The organism is Gabonibacter massiliensis (assembly GCA_001487125.1).
Lineage (GTDB): Bacteria > Bacteroidota > Bacteroidia > Bacteroidales > Marinifilaceae > Gabonibacter > Gabonibacter massiliensis.
Map to the genome: position 1 here is coordinate 61469 of LN913010.1, position 18504 is coordinate 79972.

10 protein-coding genes are annotated in these 18504 nt (G+C 42.9%); all 10 read left to right on the forward strand.

Features of this window, described 5'->3' with window-relative positions:
* Positions 1–5 precede the first annotated feature (5 nt).
* The 10 genes from BN3283_RS00750 to BN3283_RS00795 all read left to right on the forward strand — a co-directional run bounded on the left by BN3283_RS00750 (position 6) and on the right by BN3283_RS00795 (position 18502).
* On the forward strand, positions 6–1511 hold the full coding sequence (locus BN3283_RS00750; protein WP_059025327.1) for a RagB/SusD family nutrient uptake outer membrane protein: 1506 nt from the start codon (positions 6–8) through the stop codon (positions 1509–1511).
* Between the two features lie 159 nt (positions 1512–1670).
* Positions 1671–5069 (forward strand): SusC/RagA family TonB-linked outer membrane protein, encoded by a 3399-nt coding sequence (locus BN3283_RS00755; protein ID WP_082667034.1) that lies wholly within the window; start codon positions 1671–1673, stop codon positions 5067–5069.
* Between the two features lie 35 nt (positions 5070–5104).
* Positions 5105–6232 (forward strand): metallophosphoesterase, encoded by a 1128-nt coding sequence (locus BN3283_RS00760; RefSeq protein WP_070807432.1) that lies wholly within the window; start codon positions 5105–5107, stop codon positions 6230–6232.
* 269 nt (positions 6233–6501) lie between these two features.
* Positions 6502–7086, forward strand: a complete 585-nt coding sequence (locus tag BN3283_RS00765; RefSeq protein ID WP_059025330.1) for an RNA polymerase sigma-70 factor — start codon at positions 6502–6504, stop codon at positions 7084–7086.
* A 135-nt stretch (positions 7087–7221) separates the two neighbouring features.
* Complete coding sequence (locus tag BN3283_RS00770) at positions 7222–8409, forward strand: FecR family protein (RefSeq protein WP_059025331.1); 1188 nt, start codon at positions 7222–7224, stop codon at positions 8407–8409.
* 279 nt (positions 8410–8688) lie between these two features.
* Positions 8689–12111: a SusC/RagA family TonB-linked outer membrane protein gene (locus BN3283_RS00775; RefSeq protein WP_059025332.1), complete on the forward strand. Its 3423-nt coding sequence runs from the start codon at positions 8689–8691 to the stop codon at positions 12109–12111.
* A 14-nt stretch (positions 12112–12125) separates the two neighbouring features.
* Positions 12126–13634 (forward strand): RagB/SusD family nutrient uptake outer membrane protein, encoded by a 1509-nt coding sequence (locus tag BN3283_RS00780; RefSeq protein ID WP_059025333.1) that lies wholly within the window; start codon positions 12126–12128, stop codon positions 13632–13634.
* A gap of 9 nt (positions 13635–13643) precedes the next feature.
* Positions 13644–14405: a DUF4843 domain-containing protein gene (locus BN3283_RS00785; protein WP_059025334.1), complete on the forward strand. Its 762-nt coding sequence runs from the start codon at positions 13644–13646 to the stop codon at positions 14403–14405.
* A gap of 18 nt (positions 14406–14423) precedes the next feature.
* Positions 14424–16049: a PKD-like family lipoprotein gene (locus BN3283_RS00790; RefSeq protein WP_059025335.1), complete on the forward strand. Its 1626-nt coding sequence runs from the start codon at positions 14424–14426 to the stop codon at positions 16047–16049.
* A 116-nt stretch (positions 16050–16165) separates the two neighbouring features.
* Positions 16166–18502 (forward strand): S9 family peptidase, encoded by a 2337-nt coding sequence (locus BN3283_RS00795; RefSeq protein WP_059025336.1) that lies wholly within the window; start codon positions 16166–16168, stop codon positions 18500–18502.
* Positions 18503–18504 lie beyond the last annotated feature (2 nt).

Below are 18504 nucleotides of genomic sequence, written 5' to 3' on the forward strand. Positions count from 1 at the left end.
CAGTTATGAAAAAGATATATCTATTAGGAATATTGGTGGTCATGTTATCCGGTTGTGATCACTTTCTGGACCGGACACCTTACGATAATATGGATGAAGATATTGTATTCGAGAAATTGGAGCATGTACAGGGGGCTTTGTATGGAGTGTATGATGCGATATCTCATGAAAATTATTATGGACGCCAAGTGTATGCTTATGAGGCGGCAAAAGGCCCTGACTTTTACGTAAACAGCGGGACGGGAAACCGTTTCGAACGGGAGAATGGTTACCAGGAGTCCTCTTCTTCCGGCGGATTTGCGATCGATACGTGGGAACAGCTTTATGGCGTGGTAAAGGCTACGACCAATATCATCGGACGTATCGATAATGTTCCCGGTAATGAGGAAGAGAAAAAACGGATAAAAGGAGAGGCTCATGCTTTACGCGGATTGACCTATTTCGATTTGATGCGGATGTTTGCTTATCCTCCGATCTTCTCTTGTCCGGGAGGGGCTAAGTACGAAGATAAATATAAGAAGGGAGTACCTGTAGTTTTGACGATCGAGGAGTTGAATAGTGTGATTACTACACCTATCGGTCGTTCGGATGCAGCCACTTGTTATGAGAAAATTCTCCATGAGTTGAATCAGGCGAAGACTTGTTTGAAGGGAATGCCGGTAAAACAGGGAGAGATCTCTTATTATGCCGTTTGTGCTTTGCTTTCCCGGGTATACCTTTATTTGGGGAAATGGGAAGAGGCGATCACGGAAGGGGAGTTGGCTTTAGGGGGAAAAAGTAAGATGATGGATTATAGCGAGTACAAAACGAATTATTATAAACCTTTCTGTAAGGAGAATATATGGGAGTTGGCTTATACGGCAACGGATAATTTGAGTACGGCAGCCTTGAATTATATTATACGCTATCCGACAATTGATAATCCGGAAGATCCGAAGGACGGAAAAGTTTCGGCCAAGCAGGGATATGCTGCTTATAGTATCAATTCGTTGTGGATGAATATCGTAAAAAAGGATGCAAAGGACGTGCGGAGTTATTTGATTTGTGACAATAGAAAAGGCAAGGGGTGTCGGAGATATATAGGTGATCCTACCCATTATCAACATAATATTCCTGTGGTTTGTTTGGCTGAGGTCTATCTGAATCTGGCCGAAGCTTACGCGGAGAGTAGCCGTCCCAACGGATTAAAGACGGCTTTGGATTATATGAATGAGGTGCATGAAGCTCGGACGGACGAAACGTTTGAAGGAGGATTGTTGACAAAACAGGAATTGATCGATGCCATATTATTGGAGCGTCGCAAAGAATTGGTTTTATTGGGACATACCTATTGGGATTGTTTCCGTCGGGCGATTCCTTTTAAACGGGAAAGGAAAGGATGTGTGACGGCTGCAAACGAAAATATTGATTATACTTTGCCTCAGGTAGTATATCCGATACCGGAGAATGAGATGGATGCGAATCCCAATATCCGGGGAGAACAGAACCCGGGCTATGCGCCTTATCAGTAAGTTTGGGTGAATAGATTTGCTTGTTTGTAGAGAGATTGTCCGAAAACGGGTTTCGGACAATCTTATTTGCGTCAGGGATACTACCGGGTTTATGCCGGAGAATTACAGTAATCGATAACCAGAATAAAATCGTAAGATCGAGGACGAACAGAAGCATTTATGAAAAGATTTATTAAATATCTATTGCTTTGGGTGTCTCTGAGCATGGGGGAAACTCTTCAGGCTCAGGAGCAACGGGTTAATTTGAATCTGAAGGATGTCATGTTACGGGATTTGATCTGGGAGTTGCAGCGTAAAACCGATTTGATTTTTATTTATAGTACGTCCGATGTGGAATCGGTACGACTGTCCCGGGTAAAAGAGAGAAACAAGGGGGTTCGGGCGATTCTGGATAAATACCTCGAGGGTACCGGGTTGTGTTATGATGTCCGTCACGAGGTTTTTGTACTTCGACAATGCGACAAGCAGCCTGTAAAGATGAAAATGAGAACGATACGGGGATGCGTACGGGACGAAGAGGGAGTCGTGTTGCCGGGAGTTACCGTACGGTTGAAAGGAAGTTCTATCGGAGTCGCCACGGATATAAACGGTTGCTACGCTTTGCGAGTACCGAAAGAGGGACGATCGATATTGGTTTATTCTTTTATCGGGATGGAAAGTTGTGAAGTGGAGATTACTGCAGGAGCGACCGTTGACGTGGTGTTGCGGCCGGATTGTAAACATTTGAGGGAAGTGATCATTACCGGGTATGGTCAGTATGCACGGACCGGCTACACGGGATCGGCTACGGTTATCGGATCGGAAAATATAGGAGGGCGTTCCGTCAGTTCGTTGCAAGATGTTATCCGGGGACTCTCTTCCGGTACGTTGGTCGGCGGATCGGGACAACCCGGGGTGGCTTATTCCGTTTTAATCCGCGGGGTAGGTTCCATGCATGCTTCCAAGGATCCCCTGTATGTCGTGGACGGGATGGTTTGGGATTTGATGAATCTCTCCGGTGACGATGAATATCCGATCAATCCTTTGAACACGATTAACCCGCAGGATATTGTTAATATTACGGTATTGAAAGATGCAGCTTCCGCTTCCCTTTACGGTTCCCGGGGAGCAAACGGTGTTATCGTTATTACGACAAAACAGGGAAGCGGAAACGGGAAGACCCGTTATACCCTGGATGCCCAGTTGGGGTTGTCTTCGTTGTTCTCCGGAGCAAAGCCCGATCTGGTGAATGCAGACGAGTTTACCGATTTATGGGTGGAGGGTGAAATGCACTGTTTAGTATACCAACAGATCTCTAAAAATAATTTTTTTGAAGAGGTGAAACGGTTGTATGCGGATAAAGAAAACTATCTGATCGAGGGGAAGAACTATTATGATTGGTATCATATCGCACAACAAAGGTTTAATGAGGTCTTTAAGATAAAAAGAGGAGACGGGGGGTATTACGAGGATTTGTTTGGGGTGGATCGAAGAAAGTTACCGGATGTCAATTGGTATGAGAAAGTGACTCGCTTGGCTCCGTTTCAAAAAATTAATTTCTCCATGGATGGAGGAGATCCTGCCGGAAACTACTATATTTCGCTGGAGTATCTGAATCAACAGGGAGTTATTCGGGGAAGTCAGTTGAAACGTTATTCTTTACGGGTGAATTTTGCTTCGGAACCCGCGGGAAAATCGTTTCATTGGGGAATAAAGACTATGCTTTCTCATTCCGATCAGAGAGGGCCGCGACAAGATGCTATGGGGTATGCCATGCCTCAGTATACGGCTCTTTCTTTGGCTCCGGTCGTTCCGGTTTATTTAGAGGATGGATCTTTGAATCTGGAATTTCCGTACGGACAGAATAGCAATATGAATCCGTTAGCCGTTAATAAATATAACATTTATGCCCGTCCGCAAACAGTCGTTTATGCTTCGGGATGGATACGTTGTTTGTTGTCTCGATCTCTTTCTTTTCGGGGAACCGTTTCTTTGTCGGCTTTAATGGCCCGTCGTCGTCAATATTACGATAAGGATTTCGGAGATGGACAAAAAGATGGAGGGGCTCTTTACGAACGGGATGCCCGTCGCCGGAAAATCGTGGGTACGGGAATACTTTACTATTGTCCCGTTCTGGGGAAGGGGCACGAGTGGAGTTCTTATACCGGATTTGAACTGGAAGATGTAAAGGAGGAGTATATATCGGCCAGAGGAATACGTTTCCTCTCGGATGACTTTCCTTATTTATCGGCTTCCGCCAAGGTGTCGAGAGTAGGAGGCGGCGGAGAAGGTTATGCCATGTTTTCCTGGTTGTTTAATTCGAATTATACGTACAGGCAGAAATATTATTTGTCGGTTTCTTTGCGTGGGGATCGTTCTTCTTGTTTTCATCCCGACTATCGTTTCGGATTTTTTGGTTCTGTTTCGGCGGCCTGGAGGATTTCCCAGGAGCGATTTATGCAACGGCAGGATAAGATACAAGAATTGAAATTGAAGGTCAGCTACGGAAGTAACGGCTGTTTGCCTCAGAAGCTTTATGGTTGGCGTTCCCTTTATTCTTTTGGTTATGAATATAACGGTAAACCGGGATTGAACGCCGAAACAATTGCCAATAAACGTTTGACTTGGGAAAATAACCGGATATTGAATCTGGGGGTAGAAGCCGTTCTTTTGAACCGGATGCATCTGAATCTGGAATATTATTACCGGGTGACGGCAAATTTGTTGCAGGATGTTCCTCTCTCCTACGTAACTGGTTATTCCAGCCGCTTGGAGAATACGGAAGCAGGATTGTGCAATGCCGGGATTGAGTTGGACGTGGAGTTGGATCTCCTGAAAAAGAGATTCTGGAGTTGGGGTATTGATTTTAATCTGGCAACCCTGAAGAATCGATTTTTCGGATTGAAAGGAGACTACCTCGGATTACAGATACAGCGGAACGGGGAGAGTATATATTCCTGGTATTTAAGGGAATGGGTCGGGGTGAACCGGCAGACGGGCGAACAGCAATGGGTTCATGTGGAAAAAAATGGGAAAAAGGAGCTGACAACAAAATATTCAAAAGGTTCGCGGGACGTGAGAGGTAGTGCTTTGCCTAAGGTTAGCGGAGGATTGACAAGTGTGTTGCGGTATAAGAATTGGGAATGGAGATGTTTGTTTACTTATGCCTGCGGATATAAGGTCTTGGATTATACCGGTTTTTATAGTACGAAGAATGATGGTGCCCGGAACTATCGGAATATAGAGCGGGATCAATTGGATCGTTGGACACCGGATAATCCGGCCGGGAAAAATCCGATCCGTATAAATAATGGTTGGGATCGTTATAATTCGACCCGGTATTTGTATGACGGGGATTATTTAAAGTTGAAGAGTATGAAGGTTCAATATAACCTGCCTGAAAGTTGGACCCAAAAATTTAAAATAGAGCATGCGCATTTGTTTTTGCAAGCAGAAAATCTTTTTGTGTGGACCGAATTGAAAGGATTCGATCCGGAAATCACCTTAACCGGTTATAGAAGACCGGAGGTTTATCCTTCGGCCACGACCTATACGGTCGGATTATACATGGTGTTTTGAAAATGTTTTTTTAGATTTTAATGAAAGGTATGAAAATGAACAGGATAATATGGGGATTGCTGTATTTCATAATGTGGCTCCCTGCAGATCGGGTATTTGCACAAGAAATACAAACGAAAGATACGGCCCTTTCGGTAGATGGGCCTTATATTCTACACGAGAAAGAGGGGTGGTTGAGGTTGTTGAAAGTGGATGAGGCCGGAAAATTGACGGATAGTTTGTTTTTTCCGGATGATCGCTTCTCTTTTCAGGTACGTTCGGAGGATGGAGAACACCGTTTTTCCGTCCGGTTACATGAATTTGAACGGGAGGAGTATAGAATTCCCCGGGTTTCGGATCAGGTTTTTGTAATTTCCGATCCTCACGGGAATTTGGATTGTTTTGTTTCCATATTGCAGGCCGGAAAAGTTATAGACAAGACATATAGTTGGATTTTCGGTCGAAATCGTTTGGTTATTATCGGAGATGTTTTCGATCGGGGAAAAGACGTGCTCCCGATCTTCTGGTTGATTTATAAATTGGAACAAGAGGCCCGGGAGGCGGGGGGAGCCGTTACCTTATTGTTAGGGAATCACGAAGAGATGGTATTGCGGGGAGACTTACGTTATACCCGGAAAAAATATTTGAATCTGGCCAAGCGTCTGGGGCTTTCTTATCAGAATCTTTGGCATGGAAATAGTGAGTTAGGCCGCTGGCTTCAAACCAAAAATACGGTCGCTCTTATCGGGAGAAACATTTTTGTGCATGCCGGTTTTAGTCGAGAGTTTGCCACTTTGAAGGAAGATTTGGGAGTGGTAAATCGAACCGTAAGTACTTCTTTGTTTTTATCTAAGCCGGAACGTAAGGCCGTATCCGAACTGTCCGCCTTTCTATTTTCGGGGAAAGGACCTTTATGGTACCGGGGGATGGTGCTGAACAAGAAAAAATACGATCCGATGACTTTAAAAGAGGTTAAATCCGTTATGCAGAAATTGGAAGTAGACAAGGTATGGGTAGGGCATACTATCTTTAAGGATATATCCCGGTTTTACGGGAAACGGGTGATTGCGGTAAACGTGAATAATGTAAAAAATCGGGAAGCCCAACGGGGACGCGGCGTTATGATGAAAAAGGGGAAATTATACCGGGTTTATGATTCCGGTAAATGGAGAGAGATGAGGTAATAGATTGAAGAGAGTAGGACAGATATGGTTTTTATAATTTGTGAATTTCCTTTTAATGAACAAAAAGGAAATTATTTTAAGTCGTAAATGTACAGTCATTTTCTATAAATGGGAAGAAGAGGACCTTTTTAGCTTATTTGGGGTTCTCTTTTTGTATTTATTGAGCTATTTTTGTATTGTTTTTATTAGTATTTTTTCTTAATTTTTCTATTTTGTTCATATCGTTTTCACGTGAGAAATTGGTTACTTTATCACCATTTTTGTTGTGTATGAAAGACGTGTACGAGATGACTGATAGGAATTTGAAAAAGGTAAACGGATATGCATATAATGTAGAGACTGTATTTAAAGAATATTATAGTCCCTTATGTTATTTTGCATCTCAGTATATCCAGGATGACAGTATTACGGAGGACATAGTGCAGGATGTTTTTATCAGTTTATTGGAGAAGAAAGTTACTTTTCAGACAGAACTTCATTTGAAAAACTTCCTGTATCTATCTGTGCGGAATGCTTGTTTAAATGCTTTGAGGAATAAGGTTTCCAGGGAAAAGTATATAGAGTTTATTACCCGGGAGGAGTCTTCTGAGAATTTTGAAGATAACCTGATTCTTACCGAGGTTCATAAAGAGTTGGCCGAAGCGGTGGAGAAGCTGCCGTCCGAGTGTCGTAAAGTGTTCGATCTTTCCTATTTTCAGGGAAAGGACAATGAAACCGTGGCGGAAGAGTTAGGACTAAGCGTGAATACGGTGAAGGCTCAAAAAGCGCGCGGGAAAAAAATTTTGAGAGAGGGGTTAAAAGACATTTTTCCTTTCGTGATGTTTTTTTTGAATATTTTGGATAAATATAGTTGATGTGATTATTAACTTGTATACAAGGATTTTATGATGTATTTGTTTTTAGGATAATTGTTCCTGAAGCGGAGGCAAAAACTTTTTTCGAAAAAAACGAAGATTCATTTAATCCTTTTGAATACCCTTCGTGTAATAATGATGATGAAAAGAGAAAACCGGACATATCAGTATGACATTGCCGCCATAATAGTTTCCTATTTGCGGAATGAAATCAATGAGGCCGACCAACGGAAGTTAGATGCGTGGGTGGCTTCTTCAGTTCGTCATAAGGAGCTCTTTTCACGGATTTGTGACGAGACGATGCAGTTGGAGGAGATTCGGAAAATTCTGTCTCATGATGCCAACAGTGCATGGGTGGTGTTAAAGATAAAAGCCGAAAGGCGCCGTAAACAACGTTTATTCAGGATATACAAGGTTGCAGCTTCTGTCGTGGTCTTGTTCGGTGTGTCTATGATTTTGTGGTTGAAATCTTCGAATAAGCTTGCGGAGGAGGAGAAACTGGCCGTTCGAGAAGAGATCGTGCCGGGACGTTCGATGGCGAGGTTGACGGTTGCTTCAGGGATTACATATCAATTGGATACGTTGGGAGATTTGATGTTGGCAAGTTCTGCAGCAGAGAATAACGGACGGGAAGTGGTGTTTAAGGATTTAGATGAAGTACTGCAGGATTCGTTACCCCAATATGGAAAAATGGAGATTCCGCGCGGAGGAGAATATAGAATGGTTTTAAGCGACGGCACCAAAGTTTATTTGAATTCGGCGACGGTGTTGCGTTTTCCGGAGAGTTTTGCGGGCTGTAAGGAACGGGTGGTGTATCTTTCGGGAGAGGCCTTTTTCGAGGTGGCTAAGGATGCCGATCGGCCTTTTGTCGTTGTGTGTTCAGCTTACGATGTCCGGGTTTTGGGAACCTCTTTCAATGTTTCCGCTTACGAGGACGATGAAGATTCGAGGACAACGTTGGCTTCTGGGAAGGTCGAAATAAATACGCGTAATAACAAGCAAATCGTATTGAAACCGGGGGAGCAGGCCATAGTGACGGATAGAGGTGTGGATGTGAAAGGAATAGATGTGGAACTTTACACTACGTGGATGCACGAGAGCTTCCGCTTTAAAGGCGGTAGTATAGAGGAGATCATGAAAAAATTGGCTCGATGGTACGTGGTGGATGTGTTTTATGCCAATCAAGCGGTAAAAGATTTTCATTTTACCGGTTTTTTGCCTCGTTATGCAAAAATCGAAGATGTGTTGGAATTGTTAAGTTTGACGACAAAAAATATAGCGTTTGAAGTGAAAGGTAAAAGTGTATGGGTTAGGGAAAAATAAAAGAAAGGGTATAAGAAAAGGGCCAGAGCTGCAACCCTGACCCTTAAATGTGTACTAAAAATAAACCAAAAGGGATTACAAATATACTCTTTTTTTTCCCATAAACAAATATTAAGCAAATTTTCTCACGATAATTTTGAAAAAAATTATGCGGGAGAAAGGGGGTTTGTGGTGTATTGAATTTTTATAAAACATCAATTACTTGATTCAGAGAATACTATGGTAACTTTCTGACTCTGGTGATATGTACTAAAAATGACCTAAATAAATTAAAAATCAATGAGAAGTAAAATGAAAAACTGGTTGTTTGGTCATAGTCGATTTTCGTTAGGCTCGAAACTGACGTTAATGCTATTGCTAATCACGCACATTGCTTTTTCAAGCGAAAAAGCTTTCAGTCAACAGAACATTACAGTTCAGTTTGAAAAACAGTCCTTGAGTGAGGTGTTGAATGTACTGAAAACGAAGACTACGTATGAGTTTTTGTACAATGACGAAGAGGTGAAGAATATCACGAACATTACCCGTTCCTTCACGGACGCGACGATTTCTGAAATATTGAAGTCCTGTTTGTCCGGAACGAAGTATGATTTTAAGATCGTGAATAACATCATCATCATTACTCCGGACGATCAAAAGAAAGAAGAAGTAAAGGCTGTTACGGTAAAAGGTAAGGTTTTCGATGAAAAGGGCGAACCTCTACCCGGTGTTGCGGTTATTTTGAAAAAGACAACTTTGGGTGTCGTTTCGGACATTGATGGTAAATTTGAAATTAAGTTTCCCAAACGGGATACGATGATTCTGGTCTTTTCTTTCCTTGGAATGAAATCCCACGAAGTGGATGTTAACAAGATCAAGGATCTGAGCAAAGATGTTATCGTAAGATTGCAACCGGATGTAACGGAAGTGGACGAGGTTGTGGTTACCGGATACGGACAGATCAAGAAGCAAAGTTTTACCGGTAGTGCGCAAACGATTGAGGGTAAAGAGTTGCTGAAGGCTTCTAAAAGTAATGTGATAAAAGCATTGCAGGCTTTTGATCCTTCTTTTAGAATACAGACGAATAATCAATGGGGATCCGACCCGAACGCATTGCCTGAAATGTATATCCGGGGACGTTCCGGTATCGGTGTGAAAGAGTTGAATAAAGATCCGTTATCTAAATCAGCCTTGCAGAATAACCCGAACCTACCGACGTTTATTTTGGATGGTTTTGAGGTAGATGTACAGAAGGTATACGACTTGGATATGAACCGGGTTGCCAATATTACGATTTTGAAAGATGCTGCTGCAACGGCTATGTACGGTTCTCGTGCTGCTAACGGTGTGATCGTTATCGAGTTGATCGCTCCGAAACCGGGAGAAGTGACGGTTTCTTATACCGGAAAAGCCACGGTAACCATGCCTGACTTGTCCGATTATAATTTGGCAAATGCAAAGGAGAAGTTAGATATCGAGGTGCTTTCCGGCTTATACGATCCGGCTAATTATAATGGTTTGGACGATGCCATGAAGGCATACAATAGACGTTACGAAAGGCTTGTAGAGGGTGTGGATACCGATTGGATGTCGATGCCATTGCGTAATGTCGTTGAACACCAACACAGTTTGTATGTTGAAGGAGGTAACAATGATTTGCGTTACGGTTTGGATGCCCAATTCAACAACAGAGGCGGTGTAATGAAAGACTCTTATCGTAGAACGATGGGTGTGGGATTTTCCGTGGATTATCGTTTGAACAAGAAGTTCCAGGTAAAGAATACAATCTCTTATACCTACACGAAATCGCAAGAGTCTCCTTACGGTTCCTTCAGCGATTATACGGAGTTGTTGCCCTACGATCGTCCATACGATAAGAATGGTAAATTGGTAGAGAAGTTGGATTTCTCCGTGGATGCCTCCAATTCAGGTTTGAACAACCCGTTGTATGAAGCTACTTTGAATAATTTCGAGTATAGCAAATACGACGAGTTTATCGATAACCTCAGTATGAACTGGTATGTTAATGATTTCTTGTCAGTCAAAGGACAATTCAGTATCACCAAGCAGTATACGAAAGGAGAACGTTTTTACGATCCTCTTTCCAACAAGGTATCTGCCAAGGATTCTGACGATAGCGACGGTCTTTTGGGAGATTTGTACTGGAATAAAGGAGAAAATACGAACTGGAATGCCAATGTATTCGTTTATTACAACCGTTTGATCGGTGCCCACAGTGTGAACTTTTCTTTGGGTATGAATGCCCGCTCTACGAAAACGACCACGACCTCCATTCACTACAGAGGTTTCCCGTCCGGAGAGTTGCATTCACCGAACTATGCTGCCGAAGTATACGATAAACCTTCCAAGAGTGAGAACCAGACCCGTTTGGTCGGTTTTATCGGAAGTTTGAACTATACTTATAATGATATTTACCTGTTGGACGCTTCCGTACGTTTTGACGGTTCTTCCGAATTCGGACGTAATCAACCTTGGGGTTCTTTCTGGTCCGGCGGTTTGGGTTTGAATATTCATAATTTCGAATTCATGAAAGACAACGGAATTTTCGATCAGTTGAAAATCCGCGGATCTTACGGACAAACCGGTAAGGTGAATTTCTCTCCGTACAGTGCAATAACTACTTACGAAGCTCAAACGGACGAGTGGTACAAAACCGGATACGGTGTGAAATTGAAAGCTTTGGGAAACAAAGATTTGACCTGGGAAACCACGAATGAGTTGAATGTCGGTTTGGATATGACCGTGTTTAACCGGTTCACGTTGAATTTCGACTTCTACAATAAGAAAACGGTTGACTTGATCAATGATGTGACGCTTCCGACCTCATCCGGTTTCTCTTATTATGTAGACAACGTGGGAGAGAACCAAAACCGCGGATTTGAAATTCAACTTCGCGCGGATATCATTAAGAAGCGGGATTTGAACATCGCTCTTTGGGGAAATTTAGCCCACAATAAAAATAAGATTTTGAAAATCTCCGAGTCGTTGAAAATGTACAATGACCAGGTAAACGACTATTATAAAGATGCCGAGGATGATCAGGTTAGTGCTTCTTGGATTAGTAAAGATCCCAAGTATTCCAAGCCGATTATGAAATACGAAGAGGGCGGTTCTTTGACCTCTCTATTTGCGATGCAATCTTTGGGTATCGACCCGAGTAACGGAAAGGAACTTTTCCTGAATCGCGACGGATCCGTTACTCATACCTGGAGTGCAACCCAACAGGTAATCGTTGGAAATACCGAGCCGGATGCTCAGGGTTCTTTCGGTTTGAATGCCATTTATAAGAACTTCACCTTGTTTGTTAACTTTATGTATCAATGGGGTGGACAGGCTTATAACCAAACGTTGGTCGACCGGGTTGAGAATGCAAAAGTGGAAAACAGAAACGTGGACAAACGGGTATTGACCGATCGTTGGCAAAATCCGGGAGACGTGACTCCTTTGAAAGATATTAAGAATCGTGACGTGACGACTTTGCCCACCTCTCGTTTCGTGCAGGATGATAATTTCCTCACCTTGTCTTCCATCTCTTTGACGTATGATTTCAACGAATCATTTGTAAAACGTCTTAGAATGAGCCGGATGAGTTTTGAGGTAAGTATGGAGGATATCGTAAGATGGTCCAGTATTCGTCAAGAACGGGGACTTAGCTATCCGTTTGCACGGGGTGTAAGCTTCTCGTTAATGGTCAACTTTTAATTAATTAGAAAACTATGAAAAGATATAAGTTAATATTACTTTCTGTTTGCGTGTTGCCTTTTGTGTTGGCTTCGTGCAACAAGTGGCTGGATGTCTCTCCGGAGGATCAGATCACGGAGGAAGAACTTTGGAGTAAGGGAGAGGGATTCCGGAATGCCTTGAACGGTGTTTATAAATCGATGGCCGCTTATAACCTTTACGGTCGTAATCTGACTTGGGGATTGGTAGATGCTTTGGGACAATGTTATAATATGAATTACGCGGCGGATAATGCTACCAGGGATATGAAGAAGGCCGTGGAGTACGAGTTCGAAGACGAAGCTTTGAAACCGGTTATCGAAACGATCTGGGAAGAGGCTTATAATACGGTAGCCAATTGCAACAACATATTGAATAATGTGCCTCAGGCTGATCCTGAAATTTTTGCAGCCGGAGAACGGGAAAAGAATATGATATGGGGAGAAGCCTTGGCTTTACGCGCCTTTATCCAGTTCGATATGTTGCGTTTGTACGCGGCAGCTCCGGTAACGAATCCGACCACGAAATATATTCCTTACGTGGATACTTATCCCTCTTTGATCTCTAACAAGAAAAGTGTAAACGAATGTTTGGATTTGATTATCAGAGATCTGAAGGATGCAAAAGCGTTTTTGTGGAAGAGCGATTCTGCTTACACGTTATCTACTTCCAATCGTTTTGAGGTTGCCGGAAGTTTGACCAACCGCTTTATTTCGACCCGGGGCTACCGGATGAACTATTATGCCGCTTGTGCTGCATTGGCCCGGGTATACCTGTATGCAGGTCAGACGACCAACGCGTATAACGAAGCTACTGCTTTGATCGAAATGGAGAAGAAAAATAACTATTTCTCTTTCAAAAATTCGGCCAGCAATGGAGATTTGAAATTCTATAGCGATATCATTATGGGATTGTATGCTCCCAAGTTAGGAGATTGGGATCGGGCTGCCAATGAGGTGATGAGCGGAAGCAGCATGTATTATTTGAGACTGACGAACATTAAAAAAATCTTTGCTCCGGACTTAAAGGGTTCTTATGAAGATATAACGAGTGACGATTATCGCTTTAAGTATCAAATCGAGAACTACATGGGATACGAGTATTTCCGTCCTTTGAAATACAAAGAACAAACGGCGACTACGACCCAGACAAAGGTTGCTAACTATTTGGTTCCGATGTTGCGTATGAGCGAAGTATATTATATCGCCGCGGAGGCTATTTGTGGAACCAATTTGGACGAGGCTAAGGAGTATCTGTTTAAAGTAAAATCCGGAAGAGGAATCAGATCTGCTGCCGTGACGGAACAAAAACAGGCTATTAAGGATAAAGATACCTTTATTGAAGCTTTGCGTAACGATATGCGTAGAGATTTGTGGGGAGAAGGACAATTGTTCTTTATGTTTAAGAGATTGAACGAAGCTATTCCTTCGGATTACGAGACCTTCGGTCCTTCGGATGAGTATTTTGTACTTCCGGTACCCGATAGTGAAATTACTATTAAATAAAATCGAATTATGAAGACAAATATTATATTACTTCTTTTATTGTCCCTGTTTTCTCTGTCGGCTTGCGACGAGCAAGGTTTATGGGAGAATTCGAATGATGTGACTTATATCTATTTCTCTAAGGATGCGACAAAAGACAGCACGGCGACTTCTTTTAAATTGTTTGCCGGAGAGAACCGGATTACGATTCCCGTGGAGGTAACGGTTGCCGGTAAGTGGCCGGATCAGGATATCGAGTATACCGTATCTGCGGATTTGAACGAAACCACCTTGTATCCAGAGAACTATGTTATTCCGGAAAAATTCGTTTACCGCGCCGATCATAAGGTTGATACGATCTTTATCGAATTTATCAACCATCCCGATTTGGCCACGAAAAATTTGAGATTGGTTTTGAAAATCGATCCGAAAGGAGATGTTTTGGAAGGACCGGTTATCAATCAAAGAGCGATTATTTCTATCACGGACCGGATTTTCCAACCGGAGTGGTGGACCGTATGGGATTTTATCGGTACGAACGGACAACCTCTCTTTAATATAGCGGAAGCTTATTATATCGGAGAATATTCGGATACGAAATACCTGATGTTCCTGGATATACTGGACGGTGAGCCTTTTGACGGAAAGGACCGGAACAAATTGAGGGGTTATTGTTTGCAATTGAAGTACAAGATCGAGGAGTTCAACAATGATCCGGCTAATCAGGCTGCCGGGTTGACACCGTTGAAGGATGAGAATGGTAAAGTAATAACTGTTCCTATCAAGGGATAATTAAAACGAGAAAATAAGATGAGACATAATTTTTTATGGATTGTAATGCTGCTGATGGCAGTGAGTTGTTTGGACGATAAAAACAACTACAATTACAAGGATATAAATACGGTTGGAGATTCTAAGATTACAGGATTAAGAAGTGTTTATACTTGTTTCCCCGGCGAAGAGGTGCATTTGGTTCCCGAAGTAAAGCTTTCCAAAGACACGTTGAATCCGGATGTAAGCTACTCCTGGTATGTTAACGGTGCTTTAACCGAACATACGGAGCCCACGTATACGTTCAAATCGGATGTTATCGCCACACATAAGATCGTTTTTTGTGTGACCGATAATCAGACCGGTGTTCAGTTTGTGGCAGGAACTCAGGTTTCCGTTGACTCTCGTTGGCTAAAAGGGTGGATGATCTTGTCCAAGGGGGCCGGAGACGCTTCTCAGGTATCCATGGTGTTGATGAGAAGAAGCGAGGTCGCTTTACCGGAAAATCAAACCAAAGATACGATTTACTATGATGGCCAGGATATCAATATTGTAAAGGATCTGGGAACGGGACCGAAGAAATTGAGAGAATCTTTTATGATTTACGATTATGGTTTTGACGGAGCCATGGATGAAATTGTTGTGTTACAAGATAACAAATGCGCAGAATTACACGGGAGCGACTTGCATAAGGTAATTAACACGGAAGAAGAATTCTCGGGAGCCGTTCCCTCCAACTTCCGTCCTTTGGATGCTATTATGTCCACCGGATTAAAATGCGTATTGGATCAAAACGGTTATGTATACACGAGTACGGGAGCCGTAATCACCGATTTCCATGCCGGAAGATATCCGTCCGAGCCGGCCTTCAACGGAAGAAAATTTAAAGCTCTTTACCAATCCAACCGGAATAACGCTACGTTTTTCTTAGCTCTGGACCAAAATAATACCTTGGTCGGAATCGTAGACGATGCTACCGCCAGATACGGTAGTCAGGATATTCAAATGGGGGGTAAAGCGGGAGCGTTAGCCGAGATTCGTTTCCCCGAATCGAGCTACGATAAGACTTTGTTCCAGAAAATTCCGGAAGAGGTATTGTTTACGACATGGACGGATGAACAGTACGAAGATCCTTCGTTCGTATCTTTGCTGAAAGGACAGAACGATTATTACATGCATACTTATTCTTTTGAATATAAGCGTAATCCTTCTTCGGAAGAGCCTAATTTGGATGTTACCTCGACCAACGGAAGAACACATAAAATTTCTTCTGCCATGATGGATAATTTCACGGATGCGGCTGCACTTTACTACTATAAATGTTTGATCGTGGCTAACGGCAACAAACTATACAGTTGTTCTTTGACCGACGAGAACGATCCCGGTAAGGAGTTTATGACTTTCGCCGGTAATATCGTTGCCATCGATGCCAAGGATATGGGACGAGATGCGGATAGCCCGAAATATGATTTCGGCGGTGCTCATGTCGGAGTGGCGTTGGATAACGGAGAGTTCTATATCTACGAGCTCAAGTATGACGAGGATGCGGCGAAAGTGACCGAGATGCGGGAGTTGTATCATTATGCCGGATTTGGTAGTATCGTAGATGTCATATACAAGTATGGAGAAAGTACTATGGTAACTTTCCCGTATCAGCCGAATTGATTACAAACTGGATTTTAATAAATGTGGAAGGGAGCTCAGGCTCCCTTCTATGTTCTAACGAAGGAGGGTGCGGATGTGGGGGATATAGATGGTAATTGTATGTAAATGATAATTGTATGAAAAAATGTTTGATTTTATTTCTGTTATTTTTTGTTTTTGAAAGTGGGAATGCACAGCAGAAAGCGAATTATAAGTTAGCAGAAAAATTTACCCGGATGGGGTTGAGCGGGGTCGTGTCGCAGAATAGCACGCGGGTCGTTCCCCGGTATATCCATAACGGAGAAAAATTTTGGTTTGAATTCAGAACGGACGAGGGGAAGAAATTTTATTTTGTAGATCCGGAAAAAGGAGAAAAGCGTCTGCTTTTCAATAATACGGATATCGCCCGGGGAGTGAGTGAGTACACCCGCAGGGCTTATGACGAGAAAAATTTAGTATTGTCGGATATCGATTTCTCCAAAGATTTGTCGAAAATGACCTTTTCCATGGATAACGGAGAATACGAATACAACATGAAAACGAAGGTTGTACGACAATTGCCGAAGCAGGAAAAGAAGGAGGAACCCGAGAGGTATACCTGGATGTCGCTGTCTCCGGATAGCAGTTATATTTTATACGCGAAAAATCATAACCTCTATGTCAGAGGAAATAAATATAAAGGTCGGGATACGACCGAAATACAGTTGACAACCGACGGGGAACAATATTTTTCCTATGCCCGGGATAACCAAAGTATGGACTCCACGGAGACGGAAATGGAGGGACGTTGGTTTAAGTTCGCCAATAAAGCTTACGTTTTACGCCGGGATCAACGGAAAGTGGAAGAGATGGCCGTGATCGACGTATTGGCTCAACCGAGACCCAGGGCAATAAGTTATAAATACGATATGGCCGGGGCGAAAGAGCTGTCTAAATGGGAATTGTCCGTTATCGATGTTGAGAAACGCAAAGTATTGAAGATCAATGCAGATAAATGGCAGGATCAGGATATGGAAGTGTTATACACGACCAAAAAGGGAGATAAAATTTTCTTTGAGCGTTACAAGAGGAAGCGGGATGAGGTGGAACTTTGTGTTGCCGATACCGAGACCGGAGAGGTGAAAGTATTGATCCACGAGGAGGACAAGCCCTATATCGATTACCATATGCGGAATATCGTCTTCCTGAATGAAGGAAAGGATATCCTTTACCGTTCGGAGCGAACCGGATGGGCCCATTACTATCATTACGACGGGGAAGGAAACCTGAAGAATACGATTACCTCAGGCGATTGGGTGGCCGGACAAATTGCGGCCATAGATACTGCCGGCCGGACCGTCTATCTATATGCGCACGGGTATGATAAAAAGATGAATCCTTACTATTACCAAGTAGTAAAAGCCCATATCGACAGGGAAGGGGTTTCTTTGTTATCTCCCGAAGACGGTCAGCATAAAGCTACCTTTTCCGAATCCAGAAAATATTTTATAGATACCTATTCAAGGGTAGACCTGGAACCGAAGTTTGTTTTAAAAGACAATAAGGGACGAGTGATTATCCCGGAATTGGCAAAAGCCGATTTCAGAAGGGCTTACGAGATGGGGTGGAAGGCTCCGGAACGTTTCACCGTGAAAGCGGCAGACGGTTTGACCGATCTTCATGGAATCATGTGGAAGCCGGCCGATTTCGATCCGAACAAGAAATATCCGATCATCTCTTCCGTTTATCCGGGACCTTTCTTCGAATATGTTTCTACCGGATTCAGTTTGAACGACAGCTACAATATGAAGTTGGCGCAGCTCGGATTTATCGTGGTGTCTATGGGACATCGCGGAGGAAGCCCGATGCGGGGTAAGTTTTACCACCGTTACGGATACGGAAACTTAAGGGATTATCCTTTGGCCGACGATAAATATGCCATAGAACAGTTAGCCGATCGTTATCCTTTTATAGATATCACGAAAGTCGGTATATTCGGGCATTCCGGTGGCGGTTTCATGTCCACGGCTGCCATCTGTACCTATCCTGATTTTTACAAAGCAGCGGTTTCTTCTTCGGGAAATCACGATAATAATATCTATAATAACGGTTGGGTCGAAATTCATCATGGCGTGAGAGAGAGGAAAGAGGTGATCAAGGACAGCATCAACGGAGACCGGGAAGTGTCGGAATTCAGCGTGAAGGTTGCTACGAATATGGAGCTTGCGAAAAATCTGAAGGGACATCTTTTGTTGGTCACGGGGGATATGGATAAAAACGTTAATCCGGCTCATACCTTGCGGATGGCTCATGCACTGATAGAAGCCGGGAAAAATTTTGATATGTTGGTATTGCCCGGAAAAGGCCACGGATACGGAAATGACGACTATTTCTTTGAACGGAAATTGTGGTATCACTTTGCCAAATATCTATTAGGCGATACGACGGCCGATCATTTTGGAACTATAGATCAATATAAAGAAACGGAAAATTGAAA

Coding starts and splice junctions, on each gene's coding strand:
- BN3283_RS00795 (WP_059025336.1), top strand. CDS start 16,166: ATGAAAAAATGTTTGATTTTATTTCTGTTATTTTTTGTTTTTGAAAGT.
- BN3283_RS00790 (WP_059025335.1), top strand. CDS start 14,424: ATGAGACATAATTTTTTATGGATTGTAATGCTGCTGATGGCAGTGAGT.
- BN3283_RS00775 (WP_059025332.1), top strand. CDS start 8,689: ATGAGAAGTAAAATGAAAAACTGGTTGTTTGGTCATAGTCGATTTTCG.
- BN3283_RS00780 (WP_059025333.1), top strand. CDS start 12,126: ATGAAAAGATATAAGTTAATATTACTTTCTGTTTGCGTGTTGCCTTTT.
- BN3283_RS00770 (WP_059025331.1), top strand. CDS start 7,222: ATGATGATGAAAAGAGAAAACCGGACATATCAGTATGACATTGCCGCC.
- BN3283_RS00755 (WP_082667034.1), top strand. CDS start 1,671: ATGAAAAGATTTATTAAATATCTATTGCTTTGGGTGTCTCTGAGCATG.
- BN3283_RS00750 (WP_059025327.1), top strand. CDS start 6: ATGAAAAAGATATATCTATTAGGAATATTGGTGGTCATGTTATCCGGT.
- BN3283_RS00760 (WP_070807432.1), top strand. CDS start 5,105: ATGAACAGGATAATATGGGGATTGCTGTATTTCATAATGTGGCTCCCT.
- BN3283_RS00785 (WP_059025334.1), top strand. CDS start 13,644: ATGAAGACAAATATTATATTACTTCTTTTATTGTCCCTGTTTTCTCTG.
- BN3283_RS00765 (WP_059025330.1), top strand. CDS start 6,502: ATGAAAGACGTGTACGAGATGACTGATAGGAATTTGAAAAAGGTAAAC.